Raw genomic sequence first — 24,571 nt, forward strand, 5'->3', positions numbered from 1 at the left:
GGGCGTAGGCTCGGAGGCGTGACGGTGAGCCGGGAGATCGACGACATCCTGCAGCGTGGCGCGGACGGCGGGCGGATCACGCCCGAGGAGGCTCTGCTGCTCTACACCGAGGCGCCCTTCCACGCCCTGGGCGAGGCGGCGGACGCGGTGCGCCGGCGGCGCTACCCGGACAACATCGTCACCTACCTGATCGATCGCAACATCAACTACACGAACGTCTGTGTGACGGCGTGCAAGTTCTGCGCGTTCTACCGGGCGCCGAAGCACTCCGAGGGGTGGACCCACCCGACGGAGGAGATCCTGCGTCGCTGCGGCGAGGCGGTCGAGCTGGGCGCGACCCAGGTGATGCTCCAGGGCGGCCACCACCCGGACTACGGCGTCGAGTACTACGAGGAGCTGTTCTCCTCGGTCAAGCAGGCGTACCCGCAGCTGGCCATCCACTCGATCGGGCCGAGCGAGATCCTGCACATGGCCAAGGTCTCCGGCGTGAGCCTGGACGAGGCCATCGCCCGGATCAAGGCCGCCGGCCTGGACTCGATCGCCGGCGCCGGTGCGGAGATGCTGCCCGAGCGCCCGCGCAGGGCCATCGCCCCGCTCAAGGAGTCGGGTGAGCGCTGGCTGGAGGTCATGGAGCTGGCCCACCGGCAGGGCATCGAGTCGACCGCGACCATGATGATGGGCACCGGCGAGACGCACGCCGAGCGGATCGAGCACCTGCGCATGATCCGCGACGTGCAGGACCGCACCCGTGGTTTCCGGTCCTTCATTCCGTGGACGTACCAGCCGGAGAACAACCACCTCAAGGGTCGCACCCAGGCGACCACGCTGGAGTACCTGCGCCTGGTCGCGGTGGCCCGGCTCTTCTTCGAGACCGTGCCGCACCTGCAGGCGTCCTGGCTGACCACCGGCAAGGACGTCGGGCAGTTGTCGCTGCACATGGGCGTGGACGACCTCGGCTCGATCATGTTGGAGGAGAACGTCATCTCCTCGGCCGGCGCCCGGCACCGCTCCAACCTGCACGAGCTGATCGGCATGATCCGCTCCGCCGACCGGATCCCGGCCCAGCGGGACACCCTCTACAACCGTTTGGCGGTGCACCACACGCCGGCCGACGACCCGACCGACGAGCGGGTGGTCTCGCACTTCTCCTCGATCGCGCTGCCCGGCGGCGGCGCGGGCCGCTCGCTGCCGCTGGTCGAGGTCAACTGAGGTCGATCCCGCCCCGACCGTTCGGCTGACCGGGGATCATGCTCCCGCCCGGCCACGGCGGCGGTACGGGTGGTCCCCGCCGTCGCACCGTCAGGCTGCCCGCCACGGGGGTGGTGGAGATGATCGGCGGCCGCTACCGTCCCGCCTCGTATCCGTCGTCACCGCGGGTGGCACGGATCGCTGGAATCGGCCCGACCGCCCGGGTGACGGTGATCTGATGGGCTGGTCAGGGAGTGTCCTCCATCGGCCCATGAGGGTCGTTCATATAACGCACGGCGGTACGGGCGGGATGGGTGACCATTCCGCCCGTACCGTGTGCCGGGTCCAGTCCGGACGGTTGAAATTCGTCCGCCACGCTGGCGGGGGAGATCGACCTCCGATAACGTCCGCTCGGTCCCACAACCATTCATTCTCTTCTTCCCTACACCCCCGGGGGACTGATGACAGCCTTCCACCGCTCGACGCTGGCTCGTATCGGCGTCGTGGCACTGCTCGCTGCCGGTGGCCTGGCCACCGTTGCCGCCCCGGCGCAGGCCGCCGACCAGGCTGACCTGGCCCTGGTGCCCCTCAGCTACGAGTTGGCCCAGGGCGTCAAGGCGGCCAAGGCGAAGCCGTTCAAGTTTCAGGTCGACAACACCCGCAGCACTGTCGACGCCAAGGACGTCCGGGTCACCGTGGAGACGAAGGGCCTGAAGAACCGCAAGGTCGGCGTCATCGCGCCGGCCGGCTGCGACCTCAGGGGCACCACGATCGACTGCCCGCTCGGCGACCTGGCGGCCGGCACCACCGAGGACTTCGGCATCCCGGTGTTCTCCACCGGCGGTCGCGGTGACGCCGGCACGATGGTCGTCACCATCAGCGCGGCCAACGCCAAGCCCGTCACCGTCGAGCACGACATCACCGTCGCCAAGGCGGGCTACGACCTGACCTCCTGGGTGCAGGACGTCTACGCCGACGTGACAGTCGACGGCGACGAGGCCGGCGAGTCCGGCCTCAAGCCGGTCAAGCGGGGCGAGACCGCGCCGCTGGACTGGGCGGTCTACAACGGTGGCAGCAAGAAGGCGACCGGCGTGGCGTACGGGATCACCCTCCCGGCCGGCGTCACCTTCGCCGAGCTGCCGGAGAGCTGCGTCGAGCAGCCGCTGGGTGGGTTCGCGAACGCGTACTGCGAGGACACCGGCGTGGTGCTGAAGCCGGGGCAGTTCTACACCGCCGACGTGCGGGTGAAGGTCGGCGCGGACGTGACCGAGCCGGTGCTCCGACCCGGTTTCGTCTGGGCCGCCGGCCTGGAGGCCGCTGAGGGCAGCCCCGAGGAGCAGCCGCAGGTGGCCTCCAGCGCGCAGCGGCGGGCGTTCACCGAGACCGACGAGGTGGACAACACCGCGCAGTTCGACGTCTTCGTCGACCTGAGCGCGCAGCCGACCCCGACGCCGACGGCCACCCCGACGGCGACTCCGACGCCGGGCGGCACGACGACGCCGGGCACGACCACGTCGCCGACCACCGGTGGCGGTGGTTCCGGTGGCGGTGGGCTGCCGGTGACCGGTGTACAGGCCGGCCTGATCGGTGGCATCGGCGGTCTGATCCTGCTCGCGGGCGGGGCACTGCTGGTGCTCTCCCGCCGTCGCAAGGTCGTCCTGGTCGCCCCGGGCGACGAGACCTCGACCGACTGACGTCGGCACGATCTGAGAGATAGGCACGATCTGACGTAGGCACGACGCGAGGGCGGGGTGGGCGACCACCCCGCCCTTTCGCATGCCGGGCCGCGCGGCCGTCCGCCACCGCCGGCCGCGTCGACGCTCCCGGTTGCCATGGGGTACGCGGACCCAGCGGTCGAGGGCTTGAGCGTGGCTGGCAGAGTGGAGCGGGTGAGCCGTACACCGCAGGGCCAGCGCGCCAGCCTGGACAAGCAACCGCACGAGGTCGCCGCGATGTTCGACGGCGTGGCCGAGCGCTACGACCTGACCAACACGGTGCTCTCCTTCGGTCAGGACCGCTCCTGGCGGCGGGCCACCCGGGCGGCGCTCGGGCTGCGGCCGGGCGAGCGGGTGCTGGATGTGGGCGCGGGCACCGGCGTGTCGACGCGCGAGCTGGCCCAGTCCGGGGCGTACGCGGTCGGGGTCGACCTGTCGCTGGGCATGCTGTACGCGGGCAAGCGGGTCCGTCCCGAGGTGCCGCTGCTGGCCGGGGACGCGCTGCGACTGCCGTTCGCCGACGCGAGCTTCGACGCGGTGACCATCTCCTTCGCGCTGCGCAACGTCAACGACACCGACGCGGCCCTGCGCGAGCTGGCCCGGGTCACCCGGCCGGGTGGACGGCTGGTGGTGTGCGAGTTCAGCACCCCGGTCAACCCGGCCTTCCGGACGGTCTACCTGTCGTACCTGATGCGGTCGCTGCCGGTGGTCGCCCGCGCGGTGTCCAGCAACCCCGAGGCGTACGTCTACCTGGCGGAGTCGGTCCGGGCCTGGCCGGACCAGGCCGCGCTGGCCGGGCGGGTCGCCGCGGCCGGGTGGGGTCGAGTGGCGTGGCGCAACCTGACCGGCGGCGTGGTCGCGCTGCACCGGGGGATCCGCGAGTAGCGCGGAGACGCGCGACGCCGCGACGCGGAGACACCGAGACGCCGCGACGCCGCGACGCGTTTCAGGAATATCCGGCTTTAGTCCACTTTGCCCCGTACGCTCGTCCGCATGACCGGAGCAGACGCGGCGGACCCGGTGGCCGCCACCGACGACGACGCGGCCGAACTCATCGCGCAGTTGCGCGCGCTGGCCGGCGCGGATCCGGCGGACGTCCGGCAGGTGGTCGCCGAGGTGCTGGCCGCGCTGGACCGGGCGGCCGGTGGCGCGCTGCGGGAGCATCTGCCGGAGGCGATCCGGGTCGACGCGGGCCTGGACGCCTCCCGATCGGCCTGACACTCGCCTGCTGTGGACGGTCGCCGGCTGTCACATCGGCGAGTTAGGTACCCCTGATCCTGCGCAGGTATGACGCCGGTCATACACTCGTCCCGTCTGGCTTGTGAAGCATTTCACGAGCGTGCGGGAGGAGGCGCGAATGACCGCGGTGGAACACGACGCCGACGTCATCGTCGTTGGCGCCGGTCCCGGTGGATCGGCTACTGCGTACCACCTGGCCCGGCACGGCGTACGGGTGTTGGTGTTGGAGAAGACCGAGTTTCCCCGGGAGAAGGTCTGCGGCGACGGGCTGACCCCGCGCGCGGTGCGCCAGCTCATCCGGATGGGCGTGGACACTTCGCCCGAGGCCGGCTGGCTGCACAACCGCGGCCTGCGGGTGATCGGCGGCGGCGTACGCCTGGAACTGGACTGGCCCGAGCTGGCCAGCTTCCCCAACTACGGCCTGGTCCGCACCCGACTGGACTTCGACGATCTGCTCGCCCAGCGGGCGGTCGCGGCCGGCGCCAAACTGCGGACCAACGTCAACGTGCTGGGCCCGGTGCTCGACGGCGACGGCCGGGTGACCGGCGTCGAGGCGGAGGTGGGGCCCGGCAAGGAGCCCGCCACCTTCCACGCCCCGCTGGTCGTGGCGGCCGACGGGGTCTCCGGTCGGTTCCCGCTCGCGCTCGGGCTGACCAAGCGGGAGGACCGGCCGATCGGCGTGGCCGTCCGCCGCTACTACCACTCCCCGGTCAAGCACGACGACGACTACCTGGAGTCGTGGCTGGAGCTGCGCAGCAAGGACAGCGGCGACAACCTGCTGCCCGGGTACGGCTGGATCTTCGGGCTCGGTGACGGGCGGGTCAACGTCGGCCTCGGCGTGCTCAACTCGTCGTCCGCGTTCGGCAAGACCAACTACCGCCGGCTGCTCACCGACTGGCTGGCCAACACGCCCGCCGACTGGGGCATGACCGACGAGGCCAACGCCGACGGTCCGATCCTCGGCGCCGCGCTGCCGATGGGCTTCAACCGGGTGCCGCACTACACCCGCGGGGTTCTGCTCGTCGGCGACTCCGGCGGGATGGTCAACCCGTTCAACGGCGAGGGCATCGCGTACGCCATGGAGTCCGGCGAGCTGGCCGCGGAGGTGGCGGTGCAGGCCCTCGCGCGTCCCGCCGGGCCGGAGCGCGAGCGGGCCCTGATGGCGTACCCGAACGAGCTGAAGGCCCGGCTCGGTGGCTACTACCGGCTGGGCGGCATCTTCGTGAAGCTGATCGGCCGTCCGGAGATCATGCGGATCGCCACCAAGCACGGCATGCCCCACCCGACGCTGATGCGTTTCGTTCTCAAGTTGTTGGCCAATCTGACCGATCCCCGAGGCGGGGACGCGATGGACCGGGTCATCAACGCAATGACGAAAGCCGCGCCAGCCGTCTAGAGCGACGGCATCGGTGCTGGTCACAGCCCCGACGCCGACAAAGATCGACCCCCGCCGGCAGCCACCGCGAGGGACGTGAATAGTGTGATTTTCGTCAAGCACCGAGGGCAGGGAAGGACGAGCAGGAGAAAACGATGTCGCTCTCGCCTTACGCACCGATCATCGGGCTGTTCGCCCTCGCCGCGGCGTTCTCGCTGTTCTCTGTCGGCGCCGCCCGCTTCGCTGGTCCCCGTCGATACAACAAGGCCAAACTCGAGGCTTACGAGTGCGGCATCGAGCCCAGCCCTCAGCCGGTCGGCGGCGGGCGGTTCCCGATCAAGTTCTACCTGACGGCGATGCTCTTCATCGTCTTCGACATCGAGATCATCTTCCTCTACCCCTGGGCGGTCTCGTTCGACGCTCTGCCGATCTTCGGCTTCGTGGAGATGGTCCTGTTCATCGTCGCGGTCTTCGTCGCGTACGCCTATGTGTGGCGGCGCGGCGGCCTGGACTGGGACTGAGGAAGGAACGTCAGATGGGCATCGAGGAGAAGCTCCCCGCCGGCGTCCTGCTCACCTCGGTGGAGAAGCTGGTCAACTGGTCCCGGAAGTCGTCCGTGTGGGGCGCCACCTTCGGCCTGGCCTGCTGCGCGATCGAGATGATGGCCGCCGGTGGTCCGCACTACGACATGGGCCGCTGGGGCATGGAGGTCTTCCGGGCCTCGCCCCGGCAGGCCGACCTGATGATCGTGGCCGGCCGGGTGAGCCAGAAGATGGCACCGGTGCTGCGCCAGATCTACGACCAGATGGCCGAGCCCCGCTGGGTGCTCTCCATGGGCGTCTGCGCCAGCAGCGGCGGCATGTTCAACAACTACGCGATCGTGCAGGGCGTCGACCACGTCGTGCCGGTCGACATGTACCTGCCCGGCTGCCCGCCCCGGCCGGAGATGCTCATCGACGCGATCCTCAAGCTCCGCGAGAAGATCATGTATGAGCCGCTGGGCCCGAACGGTCGCAAGATGCTGGCGGCCCGCCAGGAGCGCGGCGACGTTCCGGTCGTGCCGTACGGCTCCATGCCGTCCTCGTACCGCAACGACAAGGCCCGGCGTGCCGAGTGGACCCAGGCGGTCCGCGAGGGGCGCGAGGAGCAGTTGCGGATCGAGAACTGGATGAACGCCCAGAACCACCTCCACGCGCACAGGGGCCCGAAGTGACCGCACCGAACGACAGGAACAACGACGGGGGTGTGCCGGTGCCGGTCACCCCGGCCGGTGCCAGCGGCACCGCCCCGGCCGAGTACCCGCCGTCCAGCCCGGCGGGGCGCGGAATGTTCGGCAACCAGGGCACCGGCGACGTGTCCGGCTACGGCGGCCTGGTCCGCCAGCGCCAGCCCATCGAGGAGGCGCCCCGGCCGTACGGGGGCTACTTCGACGAGGTTCGCGACGCCCTCGAAGAGGCGTACCCGGCCTTCGGCGACGCGATCGAGAAGGTGGTCGTCGACCGGGGTGAGTTGACCCTGCACGTCCGCCCGGAGCGGATCGCCGAGGTCTGCCAGGTGCTGCGGGACGACCTGGCGCTGCGCTTCGAGCTGTGCTCCTCGGTGTCCGGGGTGGACTACCTCGGCGCCGACGAGCGCCGGCTGCACGTGGTCTACCTGCTCACCTCGATGACCTACCGGCGTCGGATCCGGCTGGAGGCCGCGGTCTCCGTCGAGTCGCCGCACCTGCCCAGCGTCACCGCCATCTACCCGACGGCGGACTGGCAGGAGCGGGAGGCGTACGACATGTTCGGCATCGTCTTCGACGGCCACCCCAACCTGACCCGGATCCTCATGCCGGACGACTGGGAGGGCCACCCGCAGCGCAAGGACTACCCGCTCGGTGGCGTGCCGGTCGAGTACAAGGGCGCCGAGATCCCGCCGCCGGACCGCAGGAGGTCGTACCAGTGACCACGTCGAACTACGCGACCGAACGCGAGACCACCGAGGGCAGGGTCTTCACCGTCACCGGTGGGGACTGGGACACGGTCGTCTCGGGCACCGACCCGATCAACGACGAGCGGATCGTGGTCAACATGGGTCCGCAGCACCCGTCCACGCACGGGGTGCTGCGACTGATCCTGGAGCTGGAGGGCGAGACGGTCCGCGAGGCCCGCTCGGTCGTCGGCTACCTGCACACCGGCATCGAGAAGAACCTCGAGTACCGCAACTGGGTCCAGGGTTCGACGTTCGTGACCCGGATGGACTACCTCGCCCCGATCTTCAACGAGACGGCGTACGCCCTCGCGGTCGAGAAGCTGCTCGGCATCACCGACGACGTCACCGAGCGCGCCACCACCATCCGCGTGCTGATGATGGAGCTCAACCGGATCTCGTCGCACCTGGTCTGGCTGGCCACCACCGGCATGGAGCTGGGCGCGATCTCGATCATGCTGTACGGCTTCCGCGAGCGGGAGTACATCCTCGACATCTTCGAGACCATCACCGGCCTGCGGATGAACCACGCGTACGTCCGGCCGGGCGGTGTCGCGCAGGACGTGCCGGACGAGGCGATCGTCAAGATCCGCGAGTTCCTGAAGATGATGCCGAAGAAGCTCAAGGAGTACGAGGACCTCCTCTCCGGTCAGCCGATCTGGATCGAACGGACGAAGAACGTCGCGGTGCTGGACGTGACCGGCTGCGTGGCGCTCGGCATCACCGGTCCGGTGCTGCGCTCGGCCGGGCTCGCCTGGGACCTGCGCAAGACCATGCCGTACTGCGGCTACGAGACGTACGAGTTCGACGTGCCGACCCACCCCGACGGTGACGTGTGGGGCCGCTACCAGGTGCGGCTCGCCGAGATCCGCGAGTCGATGAAGCTGGTCGAGCAGGCGTTGGACCGGCTGCGGCCGGGCCCGGTGATGGTCGCCGACCGCAAGATCGCGTGGCCCGCGCAGCTCGCCATCGGCGTCGACGGCATGGGCAACTCGCTGGAGCACGTCGCGAAGATCATGGGTCAGTCGATGGAGTCGCTGATCCACCACTTCAAGCTGGTGACCGAGGGCTTCCGGGTCCCGCCCGGCCAGGTGTACGTCGGCATCGAGTCGCCGCGCGGCGAGTTGGGCGTACACGCGGTCTCCGACGGCGGCACCCGGCCGTACCGGGTGCACTACCGGGAGCCGAGCTTCGTCAACCTCCAGGCCCTCCCGGCGATGGCCGAGGGTGGCCTCATCGCCGACGTGATCGCCGGCGGCGCCTCGCTGGACCCCGTGATGGGTGGGTGTGACCGATGACGACGACGTTCACCGAAGAGACGCGGGAGCGGGCACGCGAGATCATCGCCCGTTACCCGGCGGACCGGTCCCGCTCGGCGCTGCTGCCGCTGCTGCACCTGGTCCAGGCGGAGGAGGGGTACGTCTCCCCGGCCGGGGTCACGTTCTGCGCCGAGGTGCTCGGGCTGAACAAGGCCCAGGTCGGCGCGGTGGCCACCTTCTACACGATGTACAAGCGCAAGCCCACCGGTGACTTCCTGGTCAGCGTCTGCACCAACACGATGTGCAACGTGCTGGGCGGCCAGGAGGTCTACGACACCCTCGTCGAGCACCTGGGTGTCGGGCACGACGAGACGACCGCGGACGGCACGATCACGCTGGAGCACGCCGAGTGCCTGGCGGCCTGCGACTACGGCCCGGTGATGACCGTCAACTACGACTTCTTCGACCGGGTGGATCCGTCCACGGCGGTCGGCGTGGTCGACGAGCTGCGCGCCGGTGGCCGGCCGATGCCGACGCGCGGCGCGCGGCTCTGCACGCTCAAGGAGATGGCGGTGCAGCTCGCCGGTTTCGCCGACGAGCGCGACGGCGCGGTCGCCGACGGCGGGCCGGGCGAGCCGACCCTGCGCGGTCTGCGGCTGGCGCAGGAGCACAACGTCTCGGTGCCGGGCTTCGACCCGAACACCCCGATCCGCAGCAAGGCCGAGGCCGACAAGGCAGCGGCCAAGGCGAAGGCCGACGCGGACAAGGCGAAGGCCGACGCCGAGGCCGCCAAGCCGGCGCCCGTCGAGGCCACCACGGCTCCGGTCAAGGGTGGCGACGGGGCGTCCGCGCCGACGGGAGCGGCCGGTGCCGCCGAGCCGACGCCCACCGAGACCACCAGGCCGGAGGCGGCGACCGAGACCGCCAGGCCGGAGGCGGCCACCGGCAGCACCGCGCCGGACGTGAAGGCGCCCGACGACAAGTCGCCGCAGGTGCGTACCGCCGAGACCCGGCAGCCCGACGCGCAGACCGCGGTGCCGGACGCGCCCGGCACGAAGGCGCCGGCGGAGACGTCGCCGCCGGCCCCGCACGACGCGCAGGCGGCCCAGGCCGCCGGCACGGCGGCCAACCCGCCGGCCGGCGACGGCAAGCCCGCCGGCGACGACGCCGGGGCGCAGGAGCGCAACCTCACCGAAGCGAAGGCCGGAACGGACGCCGACGGCGCCGAATCGGCCGACGCGAGCGAAACGGGGGCCCAGAAGTGACCACTCCCCGCCCGGAGACGCTGGCCAAGCTGACGCCGGTGCTGACCAAGCGCTGGCTGTCGCCGGACGCCTGGCGGATCGGCACGTACGAGCAGCTCGACGGCTACGCCGCGCTGCGCAAGGCGCTCAAGGCCCACCCGGACGACCTGATCCAGCTGATCAAGGACTCCGGGCTGCGCGGTCGGGGTGGCGCCGGCTTCCCCACCGGCCTCAAGTGGGGCTTCATCCCGCAGGGCGACGGCAAGCCGCACTACCTGGTGGTCAACGCCGACGAGGGCGAGCCGGGCACCTGCAAGGACCTGCCGCTGATGACCCACGACCCGCACGCGTTGGTCGAGGGCGTGATCATCGCGTCGTACGCGATCCGGGCCAGCCGCGCGTACATCTACATCCGGGGCGAGGCGGTACACGCCGCGCGCCGGCTGCGCAACGCGGTCCAGGAGGCGTACGACAAGGGCTACCTCGGCCGCAACATCCTGCGCAGTGGCTACGACCTGGAGCTGGTGGTGCACTCCGGCGCGGGGGCGTACATCTGCGGCGAGGAGACGGCGCTGCTGGACTCGCTGGAGGGGTTCCGGGGTCAGCCCCGGCTGCGCCCGCCGTTCCCGGCCACCCACGGCCTGTACGCGAGCCCGACGGTGGTGAACAACGTTGGCACCATCGCCAGCGTGCCGCCGATCGTGCTCGGTGGGGCCGACTGGTGGAAGACCATGGGCACCGAGAAGTCCTCCGGGCCGATGATCTACTCGCTCTCCGGCCGCATCAACAACCCCGGCCAGTACGAGTGCTCGATGGGCGTCACGCTGCGCGAACTGCTGGAGCTGGCCGGTGGCATGCAGCCGGGCCACAACCTGAAGTTCTGGACCCCGGGCGGATCGTCCACCCCGCTGCTCGCCGCCGAGCACCTGGACGTGCCACTGGACTTCGAGGGGGTGGCGGCGGCCGGCTCGATCCTCGGCACCACTGCCACCCAGATCTTCTCCGACCAGGACTGCCCGGTCTACGCGACGTACCGGTGGCTGGAGTTCTACCACCACGAGTCGTGCGGCAAGTGCACCCCGTGCCGCGAGGGCAACTACTGGATGGTCCGGGTCTACCGGCGGATCCTCTCGGGTCAGGGCACCCACGAGGACCTGGACACCCTGCTGGACACCTGCGACAACATCCTCGGCCGCTCGTTCTGCGGCCTCGGTGACGGCGCGACCAGCTCGGTGACCTCGTCGCTGAAGTACTTCAAGCAGGACTACCTCGACTACATCGAGGGACGTACCGCACCCAAGCTGTCGGAGAAGACCCTGGTAGGGGCGCACTGATGACCGACGTAGCCAAGCAGACCGAAACCGTCACCCTCACCATCGACGGCGTCGAGGTCACCGCCCCGAAGGGGACGCTGCTGATCCGGGTCGCCGAGCAGATGGGCACCGAGATCCCCCGGTTCTGCGACCACCCGCTGCTGGCCCCGGCCGGCGCGTGCCGCCAGTGCCTGGTCGAGGTGGAAGGGCAGCGCAAGCCGGTCGCCTCCTGCACCCAGACCGTCGCCGACGGCATGGTGGTCCGCACCCAGCTCACCTCGCCTGTCGCTCAGAAGGCGCAGGAGGGGGTGATGGAGCTGCTGCTGCTCAACCACCCTCTGGACTGCCCCATGTGTGACAAGGGCGGCGAGTGCCCCCTGCAGAACCAGGCGATGTCCACCGGCCGCACCGACTCGCGCTTCCACGAGCACAAGCGGGAGTACGAGAAGCCGATGGCGATCAGCAGCCAGGTGCTGCTGGACCGCGAGCGCTGCGTGCTCTGCCAGCGGTGCACCCGGTTCTCTGAGGAGATCGCCGGCGACAAGTTCATCGACCTGATGGGCCGGTCGTCCGCCGAGGAGATCAACATCTACCGGGACGACGCGTACGGCGAGCAGGGCGACGCCGGAGACGTGCCGTTCAACTCCTACTTCTCCGGCAACACCGTGCAGATCTGCCCGGTGGGCGCCCTGACCGGCGCCCAGTACCGGTTCCGGGCCCGCCCGTTCGACCTGGTGTCCAGCCCGAGCGTCTGCGAGCACTGCTCGGCCGGCTGCGGGCAGCGCACCGACTGGCGGCGCGGCAAGGTGCTGCGCCGGCTCGCCGGTGACGAGCCGGCGGTGAACGAGGAGTGGAACTGCGACAAGGGCCGCTGGGGTTTCCAGTACACCCGGGCCGCCGACCGCCTGACCAACCCGCTGGTCCGCGACGAGCACACCGGTGAGCTGCGGGAGGCGTCCTGGAGTGAGGCGCTGACCAGGGCCGCCGAGGGGCTGCACGCGGCCCGCGAGAGCGGCCAGGGCACGGCGGTGCTCACCGGCGGTCGGCTGACCGTCGAGGACGCCTACGCGTACGCCAAGTTCGCCCGGGTCGCGCTGAACACCAACGACATCGACTTCCGGGCCCGCCCGGTCTCCCGCGAGGAGGCCGACTTCCTGGCCAGCTCGGTCGCCGGGGTCACCGACGTCACCTACACCGACGTGGAGAACGCGCCGGCGGTGGTGCTGGTCGGCCTGGAGCCGGAGGAGGAGTGCCCGATCCTCTTCCTGCGGCTGCGCAAGGCGTACCTCAAGAAGACCCTGACGGTGTACGCGCTGGCGCCGTTCGCCACCCGCGGCCTGGAGAAGCTCGGTGCCAAGCTGGCCCGGGTCGTGCCGGGCGAGGAGGCCAGCGTGCTCGCCGAGCACGCCACGGTCACCGAGGCGCTCAGCGCCCCGGGCGCGATCCTCATCGTCGGTGAGCGGCTGGCCAGCGTGCCGGGTGGGCTCTCCGCCGCGGCGGACGTGGCTCGCCGTACCGGCGCGAAGCTGGCCTGGGTGCCGCGGCGCGCGGGTGACCGCGGCGCGGTCGACGCCGGCTGCCTGCCCAACCTGCTCCCCGGTGGCCGGCTGGTCACCGAGCCGGCCGCGCGGGCCGAGCTGGGCGAGGCGTGGGACATCCCGGCCGGGGTGATCCCGAGCCAGGCCGGTCGGGACACCGACGGCATCCTGGCGGCGGCCGCCAACGGGCAGCTCGGTGCGCTGGTGGTCGGCGGTGTCGACCCGGCCGACCTGGCCGACCCGCGGCTGGCGGAGACCGCTCTGGACGCGGTGCCGTTCCTGGTCAGCCTGGAACTGCGCGCGAGCGCGGTGACCCGGCGGGCCGACGTGGTGCTGCCGGTGGCCCCGGTGGTCGAGAAGGCCGGCAGCTTCCTGGACTGGGAGGGTCGCCTGCGTCCGTTCGAGGCGGTGCTGAACACCGCCGCGATGACTGACGGCCGGGTGCTCGACGCGCTGGCCGCCCTGCTCGACGTGCGGCTCGGCACCGCCGACGTGCCGAGTGTGCGTCGGGAGCTGGGCTCACTGCCGGCCACGCGCACGTCCCGGCCGTCCGCGCCGTCGGTGTCGCCGGGGACGGTGCCGCACCCGCGTGCCGGGGAGGCCGTGCTGGCGACCTGGCACCAGCTGGTCGACCTCGGCACCCTGACCGACGGCGACGAGCACCTCGCCGGCACCGCCCGCCCGCCGGTCGTCCGGCTGGGCAAGGGCACCGCCGAGGCACTCGGTGTGGCCGACGGGGACGCGGTCACTGTGGGCACCGACCGCGGGGCGCTGACCCTGCCGGCGGAGCTGACCGAGATGCCGGACGGCGTCGTCTGGCTGCCGACCAACTCACCCGGTTCGACCGTGCGGCGCAGCCTCGGGGCGACGTCCGGCGCGGTCGTCCGGATCTCCGTTCCCGCACCGAGCGCGACCGTTCCGGCCGGGCGGGTCGCGGCGGACGAGGCCGGTCTTCCGGGTCCGCTCCTCAACACTGGGGGTAACCAGTGACTCCGTCACTCCTGGCCCAGGACCCGACGCTGGCCGACTTCGGTCGGGATCCGTGGTGGCTGGTCCTTGGCAAGATCGTCTTCGCGTTCGCCTTCGGTCTGCTGGCCACCCTGCTCGGTGTCTGGTTCGAGCGGCGCGTGGTGGGCTACATGCAGGTGCGGCCCGGCCCCAACCAGGTCGGCCCGTTCGGCCTGCTGCAGACCCTCGCCGACGGCCTCAAGATGGCCTTCAAGGAGGACATCCTGCCGAAGGCGGCCGACAAGGTCGTCTACTTCTTCGCCCCGACGATCTCGGTGATCTGCGCGGTCACCGCGCTGTCGGTGGTGCCGTTCGGCCCGATGGTGAGCATCGCCGGGCACCACACGCCGTTGCAGGTCACCGACGTGCCGGTGGCGGTGCTGCTGCTGCTGGCCTGCTCCTCGATGGGCGTCTACGGCATCGTGCTGGGCGGGTGGGCCTCCGGCTCGACGTACCCGCTGCTCGGCGGTCTGCGGTCGAGCGCCCAGATGATCTCCTACGAGGTCGCCATGGGCCTGAGCATCGTGGCCGTCTTCATGACCGCCGGCACGATGAGCACCAGCGGGATCGTCGCCGCGCAGGGCGACGCCACCCGGCTGACCCTCTTCGGCACCGAGATCCCGGCCCCGGGCTGGTACGCGATCCTGCTGCTGCCCAGCTTCGTCATCTTCTTCATCGCCACCGTCGGCGAGACCAACCGGGCGCCGTTCGACCTGCCCGAGGCCGAGTCCGAGCTGGTCGCCGGCTTCATGACGGAGTACAGCTCGCTGAAGTTCGCGCTCTTCATGCTCAGCGAGTACGTCGCGATGGTGACCATGTCCGCGGTCACCACCACGCTGTTCCTCGGCGGCTGGCGGGCACCGTGGCCGATCACGCTCTGGGAGGGCGCCAACTCCGGTTGGTGGCCGATGCTCTGGTTCTTCGGCAAGGTGATCGCGCTGGTCTTCGTCTTCGTGTGGCTGCGTGGCACGCTGCCCCGGCTGCGCTACGACCAGTTCATGCGCTTCGGCTGGAAGGTGCTGCTGCCGATCAACCTGGTCTGGATCCTGGTCCTGTCGGGCCTGCGCTCCATCGAGGACTGGGACTCGCGCGGCAAGCTGATCGCGGTCGGCATCCCGGCCGGCGTGCTGTTGCTCGCCACCCTGTTCTGGCCGAATCGTCGCCCGCAGCCCAAGCCGACCGCGCAGGAGCAGGTGGACAGCCGGCCGTACGGGAGCTTCCCGCTGCCACCGATGGATCTACAGGTACCACCGAGCCCGCGTATCACGCGCGTGGTCGCCGAGCGGGAGCCGGCCAACATCGTCGCCGGCTCGGACTCCAGGGAGGTGTGACGTGGGCGCGATCACCGGAACGTTCAAGGGATTCGGTGTCACCTTCTCGCACATGTTCAGGAAGGTCGTCACGACCGACTATCCGTTCAAGCCGCCGGTGTCGGCGCCGCGCTACCACGGGCGGCACATCCTCAACCGGCATCCGGATGGCCTGGAGAAGTGCATCGGCTGCGAGCTGTGCGCCTGGGCCTGCCCGGCGGACGCGATCTACGTCGAGGGCGGCGACAACACCGACGAGCAGCGCTTCTCGCCCGGTGAGCGGTACGCCAGCACCTACCAGATCAACTACGCGCGGTGCATCTTCTGCGGGCTCTGCATCGAGGCCTGCCCGACCCGTTCGCTCACCATGAGCAACGAGTACGAGCTGGCCCGGGACAACCGGCAGGACCTAATCTTCACGAAGGAGCAGCTGCTCGCTCCGCTGCTCGAGGGCATGGAGCAGCCGCCGCACCCGATGCGCCTGGGTGACAGCGAGAAGGACTACTACGTCGGCGCGCTGGACAACCCGGGCACGTCCGCCGGTGCCGAGACGTCCCCCATGAGCCCCGGCCGCTACCAGGTCGAGGAGCACCCCGGCGTGACGTTCCCGGGCGCCGAGCAGGCCGCCCAGCGCGCGGCGGCCGGCAAGGGAGAGGGAGCATGACCACGTCTACGGTGCTGGCCGCGGCGGGCGGGGTGTCCGGCGGCGAGGAGGTCACCTTCTGGATCCTCGCGCCGCTCGCGCTCATCGGCGCGATCGGGATGGTGGCGGCCCGCAACGCGGTGCACTCGGCGCTCTGGCTGGTGCTCACGATGCTCTGCCTGGGCGTGTTCTACGTACTCCAGGCCGGGCCGTTCATCGGCATGGTGCAGATCATCGTCTACACCGGCGCGATCATGATGCTCTTCCTGTTCGTGCTGATGCTGGTCGGCCGGGACGCCTCCGACTCGTTGATCGAGACGCTGCGCGGTCAGCGCGTCGCCGCGATCCTGCTGGGGCTCGGCTTCGCCGGCCTGGTCGGCACCGCCGTCTACAACGCCATGGACAAGACCACGGCGGTCGGCCTGGACCAGGCCAACGCCGAAGGCAACGTGCAGGGCATCGCCCGGCTGCTGTTCACCAAGTACGTCTTCGCGTTCGAGCTGACCTCGGCGCTGCTGATCACCGCGGCGGTCGGCGCCATGGTGCTCGCGCACGTCGAGCGGCGCAAGCAGGACAAGGTCGACCAGCCGTCGACGATGCGGGCGCGCTTCGCGCCGGGCAACTACCCCGGCCCCAAGCCGGGCCCCGGCGTCTTCGCCACCTCCTCCTCGGTGGCCACCCCGGCGCGGCTGCCGGACGGGCGGCTCACCGAGCGGAGCACGCCGGACATCCTGCCGGTCCGCGAGCTGACCGCGCAGGAGACCACGCTGAAGGGGACCGACCAGTGACGCCCAATCATTACCTCGTGCTGGCGGCGGTGCTGTTCACCATCGGCGCGTCCGGGGTGCTCATCCGGCGCAACGCGATCGTGCTGTTCATGTGTGTCGAGCTGATGCTCAACGCGGCCAACCTGACGCTGGTCACCTTCAGCCGGATCAACGGTGACCTCAACGGCCAGATCATGGCGTTCTTCGTGATGGTGGTGGCCGCGGCCGAGGTCGTCGTCGGCCTCGCGATCATCATGTCCATCTTCCGGACCCGGCGCTCGGCGAGTGTCGACGACGCCAACCTGCTCAAGTACTAAGGGGCAAGCGAGTGGAAGAGACTGTGCAGTACGCAGAGGCCACGGGCTTGCTCGGCAGCGTCTGGCTGCTGGTGGCGATCCCGCTGGTCAGCGCGGCCATCCTGCTGCTGCTCGGCCGGCGGGCCGACCGCTGGGGGCACTGGTTGGGCGTCGCGGCCATCGGCGCCGCGTTCGTGCTCGGGCTGGCGTCCTTCTTCCAGCTGCGCGGCCTGGAGAACAAGTCGGCCGAGCTGAGCCTCTGGGACTTCATCGCGGTCGGTGATCTGCGGGTCGACTTCGGCCTGCTGTTCGACCCGCTGGCCGCGGTCTTCGTCCTGCTGATCACCGGCGTCGGGTTCCTGATCCACCTGTACGCCGTCGAGTACATGGCGCACGACGCGGGTCGCCGCCGGTTCTTCGCGTACTTCAACCTGTTCGTCGCGGCCATGCTGCTGCTGGTGCTCGGCAACAACTACGTGATGCTGTACTTCGGCTGGGAGGGCGTCGGTCTGGCGTCGTACCTGCTGATCTCCTTCTGGTACGGGCGGCCGAGCGCCGCCACGGCCGGCAAGAAGGCGTTCCTGATGAACCGGGTCGGCGACACCGGCCTCGCCATCGGCATCTTCATCATGTTCGCGACCCTGGGCACCACCCAGTACGACGAGGTGTTCAACGGTGTCGGCGCGTTGACCGGCACCACCGTGCTGGTGCTCGGCCTGCTGCTGCTGCTCGGTGCGGCCGGCAAGTCCGGGCAGTTCCCGCTGCAGGCGTGGCTGCCGGACGCGATGGAGGGCCCCACTCCGGTGTCGGCGCTCATCCACGCCGCCACCATGGTCACGGCGGGCGTCTACCTGATCGCCCGGTCCAACCCGATCTTCTCCGCCAACTCGACGCTCCAGCTCGTGGTGGTCAGCGTCGGCGCGCTCACCCTGCTGATGGGTTGCGTCATCGGCGCGGCGAAGGACGACATCAAGCGGGTGCTGGCCTGGTCGACGGTCAGCCAGATCGGCTACATGTTCCTCGGCGTCGGCCTGGGCGGTGGCGCGTACGCGCTGGCCATCGTGCACCTGCTGGCGCACGGCTTCTTCAAGGCCAACATGTTCCTGGGCGCCGGCTCGGTCATGCACGGGATGAAGGACCAGGTGGACATCCGCCGCTTCGGTGGGCTGTCGACGTACATGAAGGTCACCTGGTTGACGTTCATGATGGGCTGGCTCGCCATCATCGGCATGTTCCCGTTCTCCGGCTTCTTCTCGAAGGAGCCGATCATCGTGGCCGCCTTCGAGCGGGAGGACTGGACCGCCTGGCTCTTCGGCGGGGCGGCGCTGCTCGGCGCCGGACTGACCGCGTTCTACATGACCCGGCTGTTCGTGCTCACCTTCCACGGCCCGAAGCGGTGGACCGAGGACATCGAGCACCCGCACGAGTCGCCGAGGCTGATGACCATCCCGCTGATCCTGCTGGCGGTCGGCTCGGTCGGCGCCGGTTTCCTGCTCTCCACGTCCGTTCCGGACTGGCTGACGGCGACCGCGGGGCTGGGCGGCGAGCACGCGGAGCACGAGGCGGTCCTCGCGCACGGCGTGATCACCGCGCTCTCGCTGGTGGTGACGGTGCTCGGCGCCGGGCTGGCCTGGTTCCTGTTCCGGGCCGGTACGGCCACCGCGCCGCAGCCGGCCGGGGTTCTGGTCACCGCCGCCCGGCGCAACCTCTACACCGACGCGGTCAACGAGGCGGTCTTCGAGAAGCCGGGCATCTTCCTCACCCGGGCGCTGGTCTTCCTCGACAACCGGGGCATCGACGGGCTGGTCAACGGGCTCGCCGCCGGCGTCGGCGGCGGTTCGGGCCGGCTCCGGCGGCTGCAGACCGGTTTCGTCCGCTCGTACGCCACCTCGATCCTGGCCGGTGCGCTGCTGGTGATGGCGGCGTTCCTGGCGGTGCAGGCGGGGTGGTTGGCGTGATCGACCTGAATACGCCCGCCCCCGCCGGCGGACCACGCATCCACGACGGAGGTAAGGCCGCATAATGTCCAACTTCCCGTTCCTCTCGGTGCTCACCGTGGCGCCGCTGGTGGGCGCCCTGGTGGTGGCCTTCCTGCCGCGCCACCGGCCGGAGCTGGCCAAGCAGGTGGCGTTCGTCTGGTCGCTGCTGGTCCTGGTGCTCTCGGTGGTGATGTGGGTCAGCTTCAACGCGGGCGGTGACCGCTTCCAGTTCCGGGAGTCGTACTCCTGGATCCCGAACTGGGGCGTCCGCTTCACCTTCGCCGCCGACGGCATCGCGCTGGTGATGCTCATGCTGATCGCGGTGCTGGTGCCGCTGGTGATCCTGGCCTCCTGGCACGACGCGGAGTCCTCCAAGCGGTCCATCCCGGTCTACTTCGCGCTGCTGCTGATCCTCGAGAGCACGATGATCGGCGTCTTCGCCGCCGCCGACGTCTTCCTGTTCTACGTGTTCTTCGAGGTCATGCTGGTGCCGATGTACTTCCTGATCGGCAGCTACGGCGGCCACCAGCGGCAGTACGCGGCGGTGAAGTTCTTCCTCTACTCGCTGGTCGGCGGTCTGTTCATGCTGGCCGCGGTGATCGGCCTCTGGGTGGTCGGCGGGAAGACCTTCGACTGGCAGGCGCTGTCGCAGGTGGACATCAGCACCGGCACCGAGCGGTGGCTGTTCCTCGGCTTCTTCCTCGCGTTCGCCATCAAGGCCCCGTTCTTCCCGCTCCACACCTGGCTGCCGGACGCCGGTGGCGCCGCCCCGGCGGGCGCCGCCGCGTTGCTGGTCGGTGTGCTGGACAAGGTCGGCACGTTCGGGATCCTGCGCTACTGCCTGCCGCTGTTCCCGGAGGCGTCGAAGTGGTTCGCGCCGTGGGCGCTGGCGCTGGGCGTGATCGGCATCATCTACGCGGCGCTGCTGGCGGTCGGCCAGAACGACCTCAAGCGGCTCGTGTCGTACACGTCGATCGCGCACTTCGGGTTCATCGGGGTGGGTATCTTCGCCTTCACCACCCAGGCCGGTACGGGCGCGGTGCTCTACATGCTCAACCACGGTCTGGCCACCGGCCTGCTGTTCCTGGTGGTCGGCATGCTGATCTCCCGGCGTGGCTCGTCGTTGATCAGTGACTTCGGCGGCGCCGGCAAGCTGGTCCCGGTGCTCGCCGGTGTGCTGTTCTTCGCCGGTCTCGCCTCGCTCGCGCTGCCCGGCACCGCGCCGTTCATCTCCGAGTTCCTGGTGCTGATCGGCACGTTCACGGTGAACAAGCCGGTGGCGGTCATCGCCACGGTCGGCATCATCCTGGCGGCGGCGTACGTGCTGTGGATGGTGCAGCGCACCACGCAGGGCACGCTCAATCCGGCGCTGACCGAGGTCGACGGGATGCGCCGGGACCTCAACCTGCGCGAGAAGGTCGTGGTCGCCCCGCTGGTCGCGCTGATCGTCCTGCTCGGCTTCTATCCCAAGCCGGTCACCGATGTGATCAACCCGGCCGTCCAGGCGACCATGGACGACATCGGCAGAACCGACCCGGCCCCGACCGTGGGCGGCACCGTCCAGGAGGCGGCAAAGTGACCGAGTTGAAATTGCCGTCGCTCGACTACGCGGCACTCGCCCCGATCATGATCATGCTGGGCACCGCGTTGCTCGGTGTGCTGGTCGAGGCGTTCGTGCCGCGCCGCTCGCGGCACGTGGTGCAGCTGACGTTGGCGCTGCTGGCCGTCCTCGCCGCGCTGACCATGGTGGTCCTCAACGCCGACGACCGGCTCGTCACGGCCGGTCAGTCCATCGCGGTGGACGGGCCGACGCTCTTCCTCCAGGGCGCCATCCTGGTGCTGGCCGCGATGGCGCTGCTGCTGATCGGTGACCGTTCCGTCGAGCGGGGCGGCGCGTTCGTCGCCCAGGCCGCGGTGACCGCCGAGTCGGCCGACGACCGCAAGCAGGCCGAGGGGCGCAACGGGCTCACCGAGGTGTACCCGCTCGTCACGTTCGCGATCGGCGGCATGCTGATCTTCGTGGCGGCGAACGACCTGCTGACCATGTTCATCGCGCTGGAGGTCTTCTCCCTGCCGCTCTACCTGCTCTGCGCGCTGGCCCGCCGCCGGCGTCTGCTGAGCCAGGAGGCGGCGATGAAGTACTTCCTGCTCGGCGCGTACGCCTCGGCGTTCTTCCTGTTCGGGGTGGCCCTGATCTACGGCTTCACCGCCGGTGTTCCCGGCCGGTCGGCCGGGGTCGACTTCGCCACCGTCAACGCGGCGGTGAGCGAGTCGCCGGCCAGCCCGGTGCTGCTCTTCGCCGGCATGGCGCTGCTCGCCATCGGTCTGCTCTTCAAGGCCGCGGCGGCCCCGTTCCACGTGTGGACACCGGACGTCTACCAGGGTGCGCCGACCCCGGTCACCGGCTTCATGGCCGCCTGCACCAAGGTCGCGGCGTTCGGCGCGCTGCTGCGCGTCTTCCACGTCGCGTTTGAGGGCGGGGGTTGGGACTTCACGCCGGTGCTCGGTGCGGTGGCGGTGCTGACCATGCTGGTCGGCGCGGTACTCGCGGTCACCCAGACCGACATCAAGCGGCTGCTCGCGTACTCCTCGATCGCCAACGCCGGCTACCTGCTGGTCGGTGTGCTGGCGCCCTCCAAGGTCGGTCTCACCGGCACGATGTTCTACCTGGTCGCGTACGGCTTCTCGGTGCTGGCCGCGTTCGCGGTGGTGACCCTGGTGCGTGACGCCGACGGGGAGGCCACCCACCTGTCCCGCTGGGCCGGGCTGGGGCAGCGCTCGCCGTTCTACGCCGGGCTGTTCACGTTCATCCTGCTGGCGTTCGCCGGTATCCCGCTGACCAGCGGCTTCACCAGCAAGTTCGCGGTCTTCGGGCCGGCGTGGGAGAGCGGGCACGTGTGGCTGGTGGTGGCCGGCGTGCTGACCAGCATGGTGCTGGCGTTCCCGTACCTGCGGGTCGTGGTGATGATGTGGCTGTCCGAGCCGGGCGAGTCCACGCCGACGGTCACCGTGCCGGGCGGCCTCACGTCCGCCGCGCTGATGGTCGGCGTGCTGGCCACCCTGGCGCTGGGTGTCGCCCCTGGTCCACTGCTCGACCTGGCTACCGGAGCCGCAGAATTCGTGCGGTGAGACGTACCTCGGACACCGGGGGCCGGCGCGCGACAGCGTGCCGGCCCCCGCTGCGTATCCCCGACCCGGAGCAGGTCGAACGGGTGTGGCATGGTTGATGGTGTGGTGATTCCGGCTGGCGAGCGTTCAGGTGCCACCGGTTCCGGCGGTCGCCGGGGTCGGGCGAGCACGAGTCAGTTCGGCGCGCTCGGCCTCCATCTTGCCGATCCCCGCGTCGAGGCGTCCGTGCTGGGGCTGCTGGACGCGGTCGAGGTCGAGCTGCGGGCCAGTGTGGCCAGCGCCGACCCGTTCGTCACCGAGGCGGCCCGGCACCTCCTGGAGGCCGGCGGAAAGCGGTTCCGGCCGCTGCTGGTGGCGCTCGGCGCTCAGTTCGGCGATCCGTCGGGCGCGCAGGTGGTCCCGGCGGCCGTGGTGATGGAGCTCACCCACCTGGCCACCCTCTACCACGACGACGTGATGGACGAGGCCGCCGTGCGGCGGGGCGCACCGAGCGCCAACTCGCGTTGGACCAACTCGGTCGCCATCCTGGTCGGCGACTACCTCTTCGCCCGCGCCGCGGACATCGCGGCCGATCTGGGCCCCGAGGCCGTCAGGTTGCAGGCGCGTACCTTCGCCCGCCTGGTGCACGGTCAGATCGCGGAGACGGTGGGTCCGCGCGCCGGGGAGGACCCGGTCGCGCACTACCTGAGCGTGATCGCCGAGAAGACCGGATCGCTGATCGCCACGTCGGTCCGGTTCGGCGGCATGTTCGGCGGCGCCCCGGCCGAGCAGGTCGAGGCCCTCGCCGGCTACGGCGAGACGATCGGCGTCGCGTTCCAGCTCACCGACGACCTGCTGGACATCGCTTCCGAGTCGGTGCAGTCGGGCAAGACGCCCGGTACGGACCTCCGCGAGGGTGTCCCGACGCTGCCGGTGCTCTACGCCCGTGCGGCCGACGACTCCGACGCCGCGTCGGTGCGGCTACGGGAGATCCTGGCGACCGGCCCGTTGACCGACGACGCGCTGCACGCCGAGGCCCTGGGGCTGCTCCGGGAGAGCCCGGCGCTCAAGCGCGCCCGGGAGACCGTACGCAGCTACGCCGAGGACGCCCGCGCGCGCCTGGCCCCGCTCCCCGCGAGCGCGTCACGCCAGGCGCTGGAATCGCTCTGCGACTACATCGCCGACCGCACCAGCTAACCCCCACCCCCACCCCCACCCCCGGCCGTCACTCGGTTGATCATGAAGTTATTGCCCCGACACGCCGTCTGATCGGGCAATAACCTCATGATCACGCGGGGTTGGGGCGGCTGGCGGTCAGGAGGCGGCTGCCCGCCAGCATGAGGGCGGCGGCGAGCAGCATCGCCACCGCCGCCGTGGCCCACATGGCCGGGTAGCCGAAGTGGGCGGCGAGCGGGCCGAGGCTCAACGGGCCGAGGCAGCCGCCCGCGTACACCCCGGTCTGCGTGATCGAAGTGGCGGCGGCCGGGGCCTGCGGGTGCAGCCGGACCACCGCGAAGTTCATGAGGCCGGGCCACGCCCAGCCCAGGCCGAAGCCGAGCACCACGCCGGCCACCAACGGCACCGGGCCGGCCACCGCGAGCAGACCGAGCCCGGTCGCCCCGACCACCAGCATCGCGGCGATGAGCGCGACGTGACCGCTGGCCCGGCGGTCGGCCAGTCCGCCGGCGCCCACCCGGGCGGCCACGCAGACCGCGCTGCCCAGGGTCAGGGTGAGGCCGGCGAGGCCCGGCGAGAGACCCCGGGCGGCGGCCGAGTCCACCAGGAAGGTGCCCAGCGCGTTGGCCGCGCCCGCCGCCAACGTCGCCGCCGCGCCGAGCACCACCAGCGCCATCGTGGCCCGGCCCGCGCGCGTCGCGTCGGCCCGTCGGTCCCGGCCGGGCAGCTGCCGGGGTACGGCCGGCAGCGTCGTCAGCGCCGCGACGGCCGCGGCCACGAACGCCCAGCGCCACCCGGCGGTGAGCGCGATGGTGGGCACCGCCGCGCCGGCCAGCAGGGTGGAGACCGGAATGGCCGCCTGCTTGACACCGAACGACAGCCCCTGCCGGTTCGGGGGCACGTGCTGGGCCAGTGCGGCGTTGCTGGCCAGTTGACCGAGGGCGTTGGCGGCGGCGCTGAGCGCCAGCAAAGCGAGCAGCACCTCGTACGAGCGGGCGACCGCCGCCACGGCCAGCATCGACCCGGAGGCCAGCACGATGCCGCAGCGGGCCACCACGGCCGGCCCGTACCGCTCGACGAGCCGGCCGGAGGGCACCGAGGCCAGCGCGCTCACGCCGAAGTAGACGGACACGGCCAGGCCCAGCCCGGCCGGGGAGAACCCGAGGTCCGCTCCCATCTGCACGGCGAGGCCGCCGAGGAGGAAGACGGGCAGTACGCAGGCCACAGTGGTGGCGACGGCACCGGCACTGGCCCGGATCGGGCGGGTCCGGGCGCGGTCTTCAGCGGGGGTGAGGGCGGTGTTGGTCATCGTCCGGCAAACCTACGCGAGTCAGACTCGGACCACTCCCGGTGACCAGTGGCCTACGAGGAGTGGATGGTGATCTGGCATCCTCGACCCGAACAGGCATTTCGCACCCGGCCTGTTTTTCATATGGTGTAAG

The 24,571-nt window shown here is 70.6% G+C and carries 21 protein-coding genes; 20 read left to right on the forward strand and 1 reads right to left on the reverse strand.

Going from position 1 to position 24,571, the window contains the following annotated elements; all coding sequences use genetic code 11:
- Positions 1-18 precede the first annotated feature (18 nt).
- From mqnC to ACFYPH_RS12255, 20 genes are all read left to right on the forward strand, one after another.
- Complete coding sequence (gene mqnC / locus ACFYPH_RS12160; RefSeq protein ID WP_387181227.1) at positions 19-1,209, forward strand: cyclic dehypoxanthinyl futalosine synthase; 1,191 nt, start codon at positions 19-21, stop codon at positions 1,207-1,209.
- A gap of 440 nt (positions 1,210-1,649) precedes the next feature.
- Positions 1,650-2,882, forward strand: a complete 1,233-nt coding sequence (locus ACFYPH_RS12165) for an LPXTG cell wall anchor domain-containing protein (RefSeq protein WP_387181230.1) — start codon at positions 1,650-1,652, stop codon at positions 2,880-2,882.
- 195 nt (positions 2,883-3,077) lie between these two features.
- Positions 3,078-3,788, forward strand: coding sequence for a demethylmenaquinone methyltransferase (locus ACFYPH_RS12170; RefSeq protein WP_354853882.1), 711 nt, complete (start codon positions 3,078-3,080; stop codon positions 3,786-3,788).
- Between the two features lie 108 nt (positions 3,789-3,896).
- Positions 3,897-4,121 carry a hypothetical protein gene (locus tag ACFYPH_RS12175; protein WP_387181233.1) on the forward strand — a complete coding sequence of 75 codons (225 nt, stop codon included), beginning with the start codon at positions 3,897-3,899 and terminating at the stop codon, positions 4,119-4,121.
- Positions 4,122-4,260: 139 nt separating this feature from the next.
- Entirely contained in the window at positions 4,261-5,538 is a 1,278-nt protein-coding gene (locus ACFYPH_RS12180) for a geranylgeranyl reductase family protein (protein WP_363935467.1), read from the forward strand.
- A gap of 134 nt (positions 5,539-5,672) precedes the next feature.
- Positions 5,673-6,038 (forward strand): NADH-quinone oxidoreductase subunit A, encoded by a 366-nt coding sequence (locus ACFYPH_RS12185; protein ID WP_007454588.1) that lies wholly within the window; start codon positions 5,673-5,675, stop codon positions 6,036-6,038.
- Between the two features lie 14 nt (positions 6,039-6,052).
- Positions 6,053-6,730 carry an NADH-quinone oxidoreductase subunit B family protein gene (locus ACFYPH_RS12190; RefSeq protein ID WP_354853890.1) on the forward strand — a complete coding sequence of 226 codons (678 nt, stop codon included), beginning with the start codon at positions 6,053-6,055 and terminating at the stop codon, positions 6,728-6,730.
- Positions 6,727-7,464 carry an NADH-quinone oxidoreductase subunit C gene (locus ACFYPH_RS12195; protein WP_355065343.1) on the forward strand — a complete coding sequence of 246 codons (738 nt, stop codon included), beginning with the start codon at positions 6,727-6,729 and terminating at the stop codon, positions 7,462-7,464. The genes ACFYPH_RS12190 and ACFYPH_RS12195 overlap by 4 nt, the downstream gene beginning before the upstream one ends.
- Positions 7,461-8,786, forward strand: coding sequence for an NADH-quinone oxidoreductase subunit D (locus tag ACFYPH_RS12200; protein ID WP_354853895.1), 1,326 nt, complete (start codon positions 7,461-7,463; stop codon positions 8,784-8,786). The genes ACFYPH_RS12195 and ACFYPH_RS12200 overlap by 4 nt, the downstream gene beginning before the upstream one ends.
- Positions 8,783-10,012 (forward strand): NADH-quinone oxidoreductase subunit NuoE, encoded by a 1,230-nt coding sequence (gene nuoE / locus ACFYPH_RS12205; protein WP_387181238.1) that lies wholly within the window; start codon positions 8,783-8,785, stop codon positions 10,010-10,012. The genes ACFYPH_RS12200 and nuoE overlap by 4 nt, the downstream gene beginning before the upstream one ends.
- A complete protein-coding gene (gene nuoF / locus ACFYPH_RS12210) occupies positions 10,009-11,325 on the forward strand; it encodes an NADH-quinone oxidoreductase subunit NuoF (protein WP_344360932.1) in 1,317 nt (438 codons plus the stop codon). The genes nuoE and nuoF overlap by 4 nt, the downstream gene beginning before the upstream one ends.
- Positions 11,325-13,832, forward strand: coding sequence for an NADH-quinone oxidoreductase subunit G (locus tag ACFYPH_RS12215; protein WP_363938050.1), 2,508 nt, complete (start codon positions 11,325-11,327; stop codon positions 13,830-13,832). Before nuoF ends, ACFYPH_RS12215 begins: the two co-directional genes overlap by 1 nt.
- Positions 13,829-15,181 carry an NADH-quinone oxidoreductase subunit NuoH gene (gene nuoH, locus ACFYPH_RS12220; RefSeq protein ID WP_354862054.1) on the forward strand — a complete coding sequence of 451 codons (1,353 nt, stop codon included), beginning with the start codon at positions 13,829-13,831 and terminating at the stop codon, positions 15,179-15,181. Before ACFYPH_RS12215 ends, nuoH begins: the two co-directional genes overlap by 4 nt.
- 1 nt (position 15,182) lies before the next feature.
- On the forward strand, positions 15,183-15,824 hold the full coding sequence (gene nuoI, locus ACFYPH_RS12225) for an NADH-quinone oxidoreductase subunit NuoI (protein ID WP_354862052.1): 642 nt from the start codon (positions 15,183-15,185) through the stop codon (positions 15,822-15,824).
- Complete coding sequence (locus ACFYPH_RS12230; RefSeq protein WP_354862050.1) at positions 15,821-16,591, forward strand: NADH-quinone oxidoreductase subunit J; 771 nt, start codon at positions 15,821-15,823, stop codon at positions 16,589-16,591. The genes nuoI and ACFYPH_RS12230 overlap by 4 nt, the downstream gene beginning before the upstream one ends.
- On the forward strand, positions 16,588-16,887 hold the full coding sequence (nuoK, locus tag ACFYPH_RS12235; RefSeq protein ID WP_007454601.1) for an NADH-quinone oxidoreductase subunit NuoK: 300 nt from the start codon (positions 16,588-16,590) through the stop codon (positions 16,885-16,887). The genes ACFYPH_RS12230 and nuoK overlap by 4 nt, the downstream gene beginning before the upstream one ends.
- An 11-nt stretch (positions 16,888-16,898) precedes the next feature.
- Positions 16,899-18,824, forward strand: coding sequence for an NADH-quinone oxidoreductase subunit L (gene nuoL, locus ACFYPH_RS12240; RefSeq protein ID WP_355065351.1), 1,926 nt, complete (start codon positions 16,899-16,901; stop codon positions 18,822-18,824).
- A gap of 64 nt (positions 18,825-18,888) precedes the next feature.
- Complete coding sequence (locus ACFYPH_RS12245; protein WP_387181244.1) at positions 18,889-20,424, forward strand: NADH-quinone oxidoreductase subunit M; 1,536 nt, start codon at positions 18,889-18,891, stop codon at positions 20,422-20,424.
- Positions 20,421-21,974, forward strand: a complete 1,554-nt coding sequence (gene nuoN / locus ACFYPH_RS12250; RefSeq protein ID WP_355065353.1) for an NADH-quinone oxidoreductase subunit NuoN — start codon at positions 20,421-20,423, stop codon at positions 21,972-21,974. The genes ACFYPH_RS12245 and nuoN overlap by 4 nt, the downstream gene beginning before the upstream one ends.
- A 90-nt stretch (positions 21,975-22,064) precedes the next feature.
- On the forward strand, positions 22,065-23,150 hold the full coding sequence (locus tag ACFYPH_RS12255; RefSeq protein ID WP_354862043.1) for a polyprenyl synthetase family protein: 1,086 nt from the start codon (positions 22,065-22,067) through the stop codon (positions 23,148-23,150).
- Positions 23,151-23,241: 91 nt separating this feature from the next.
- On the opposite strand, the gene ACFYPH_RS12260 is transcribed toward ACFYPH_RS12255, so the two are convergent.
- On the reverse strand, positions 23,242-24,438 hold the full coding sequence (locus tag ACFYPH_RS12260; RefSeq protein WP_387181248.1) for an MFS transporter: 1,197 nt from the start codon (positions 24,436-24,438) through the stop codon (positions 23,242-23,244).
- Between the last annotated feature and the right edge of the window lie 133 nt (positions 24,439-24,571).

It is taken from the genome of Micromonospora sp. NPDC005252 (assembly GCF_042872475.1).
Taxonomy (GTDB): domain Bacteria; phylum Actinomycetota; class Actinomycetes; order Mycobacteriales; family Micromonosporaceae; genus Micromonospora.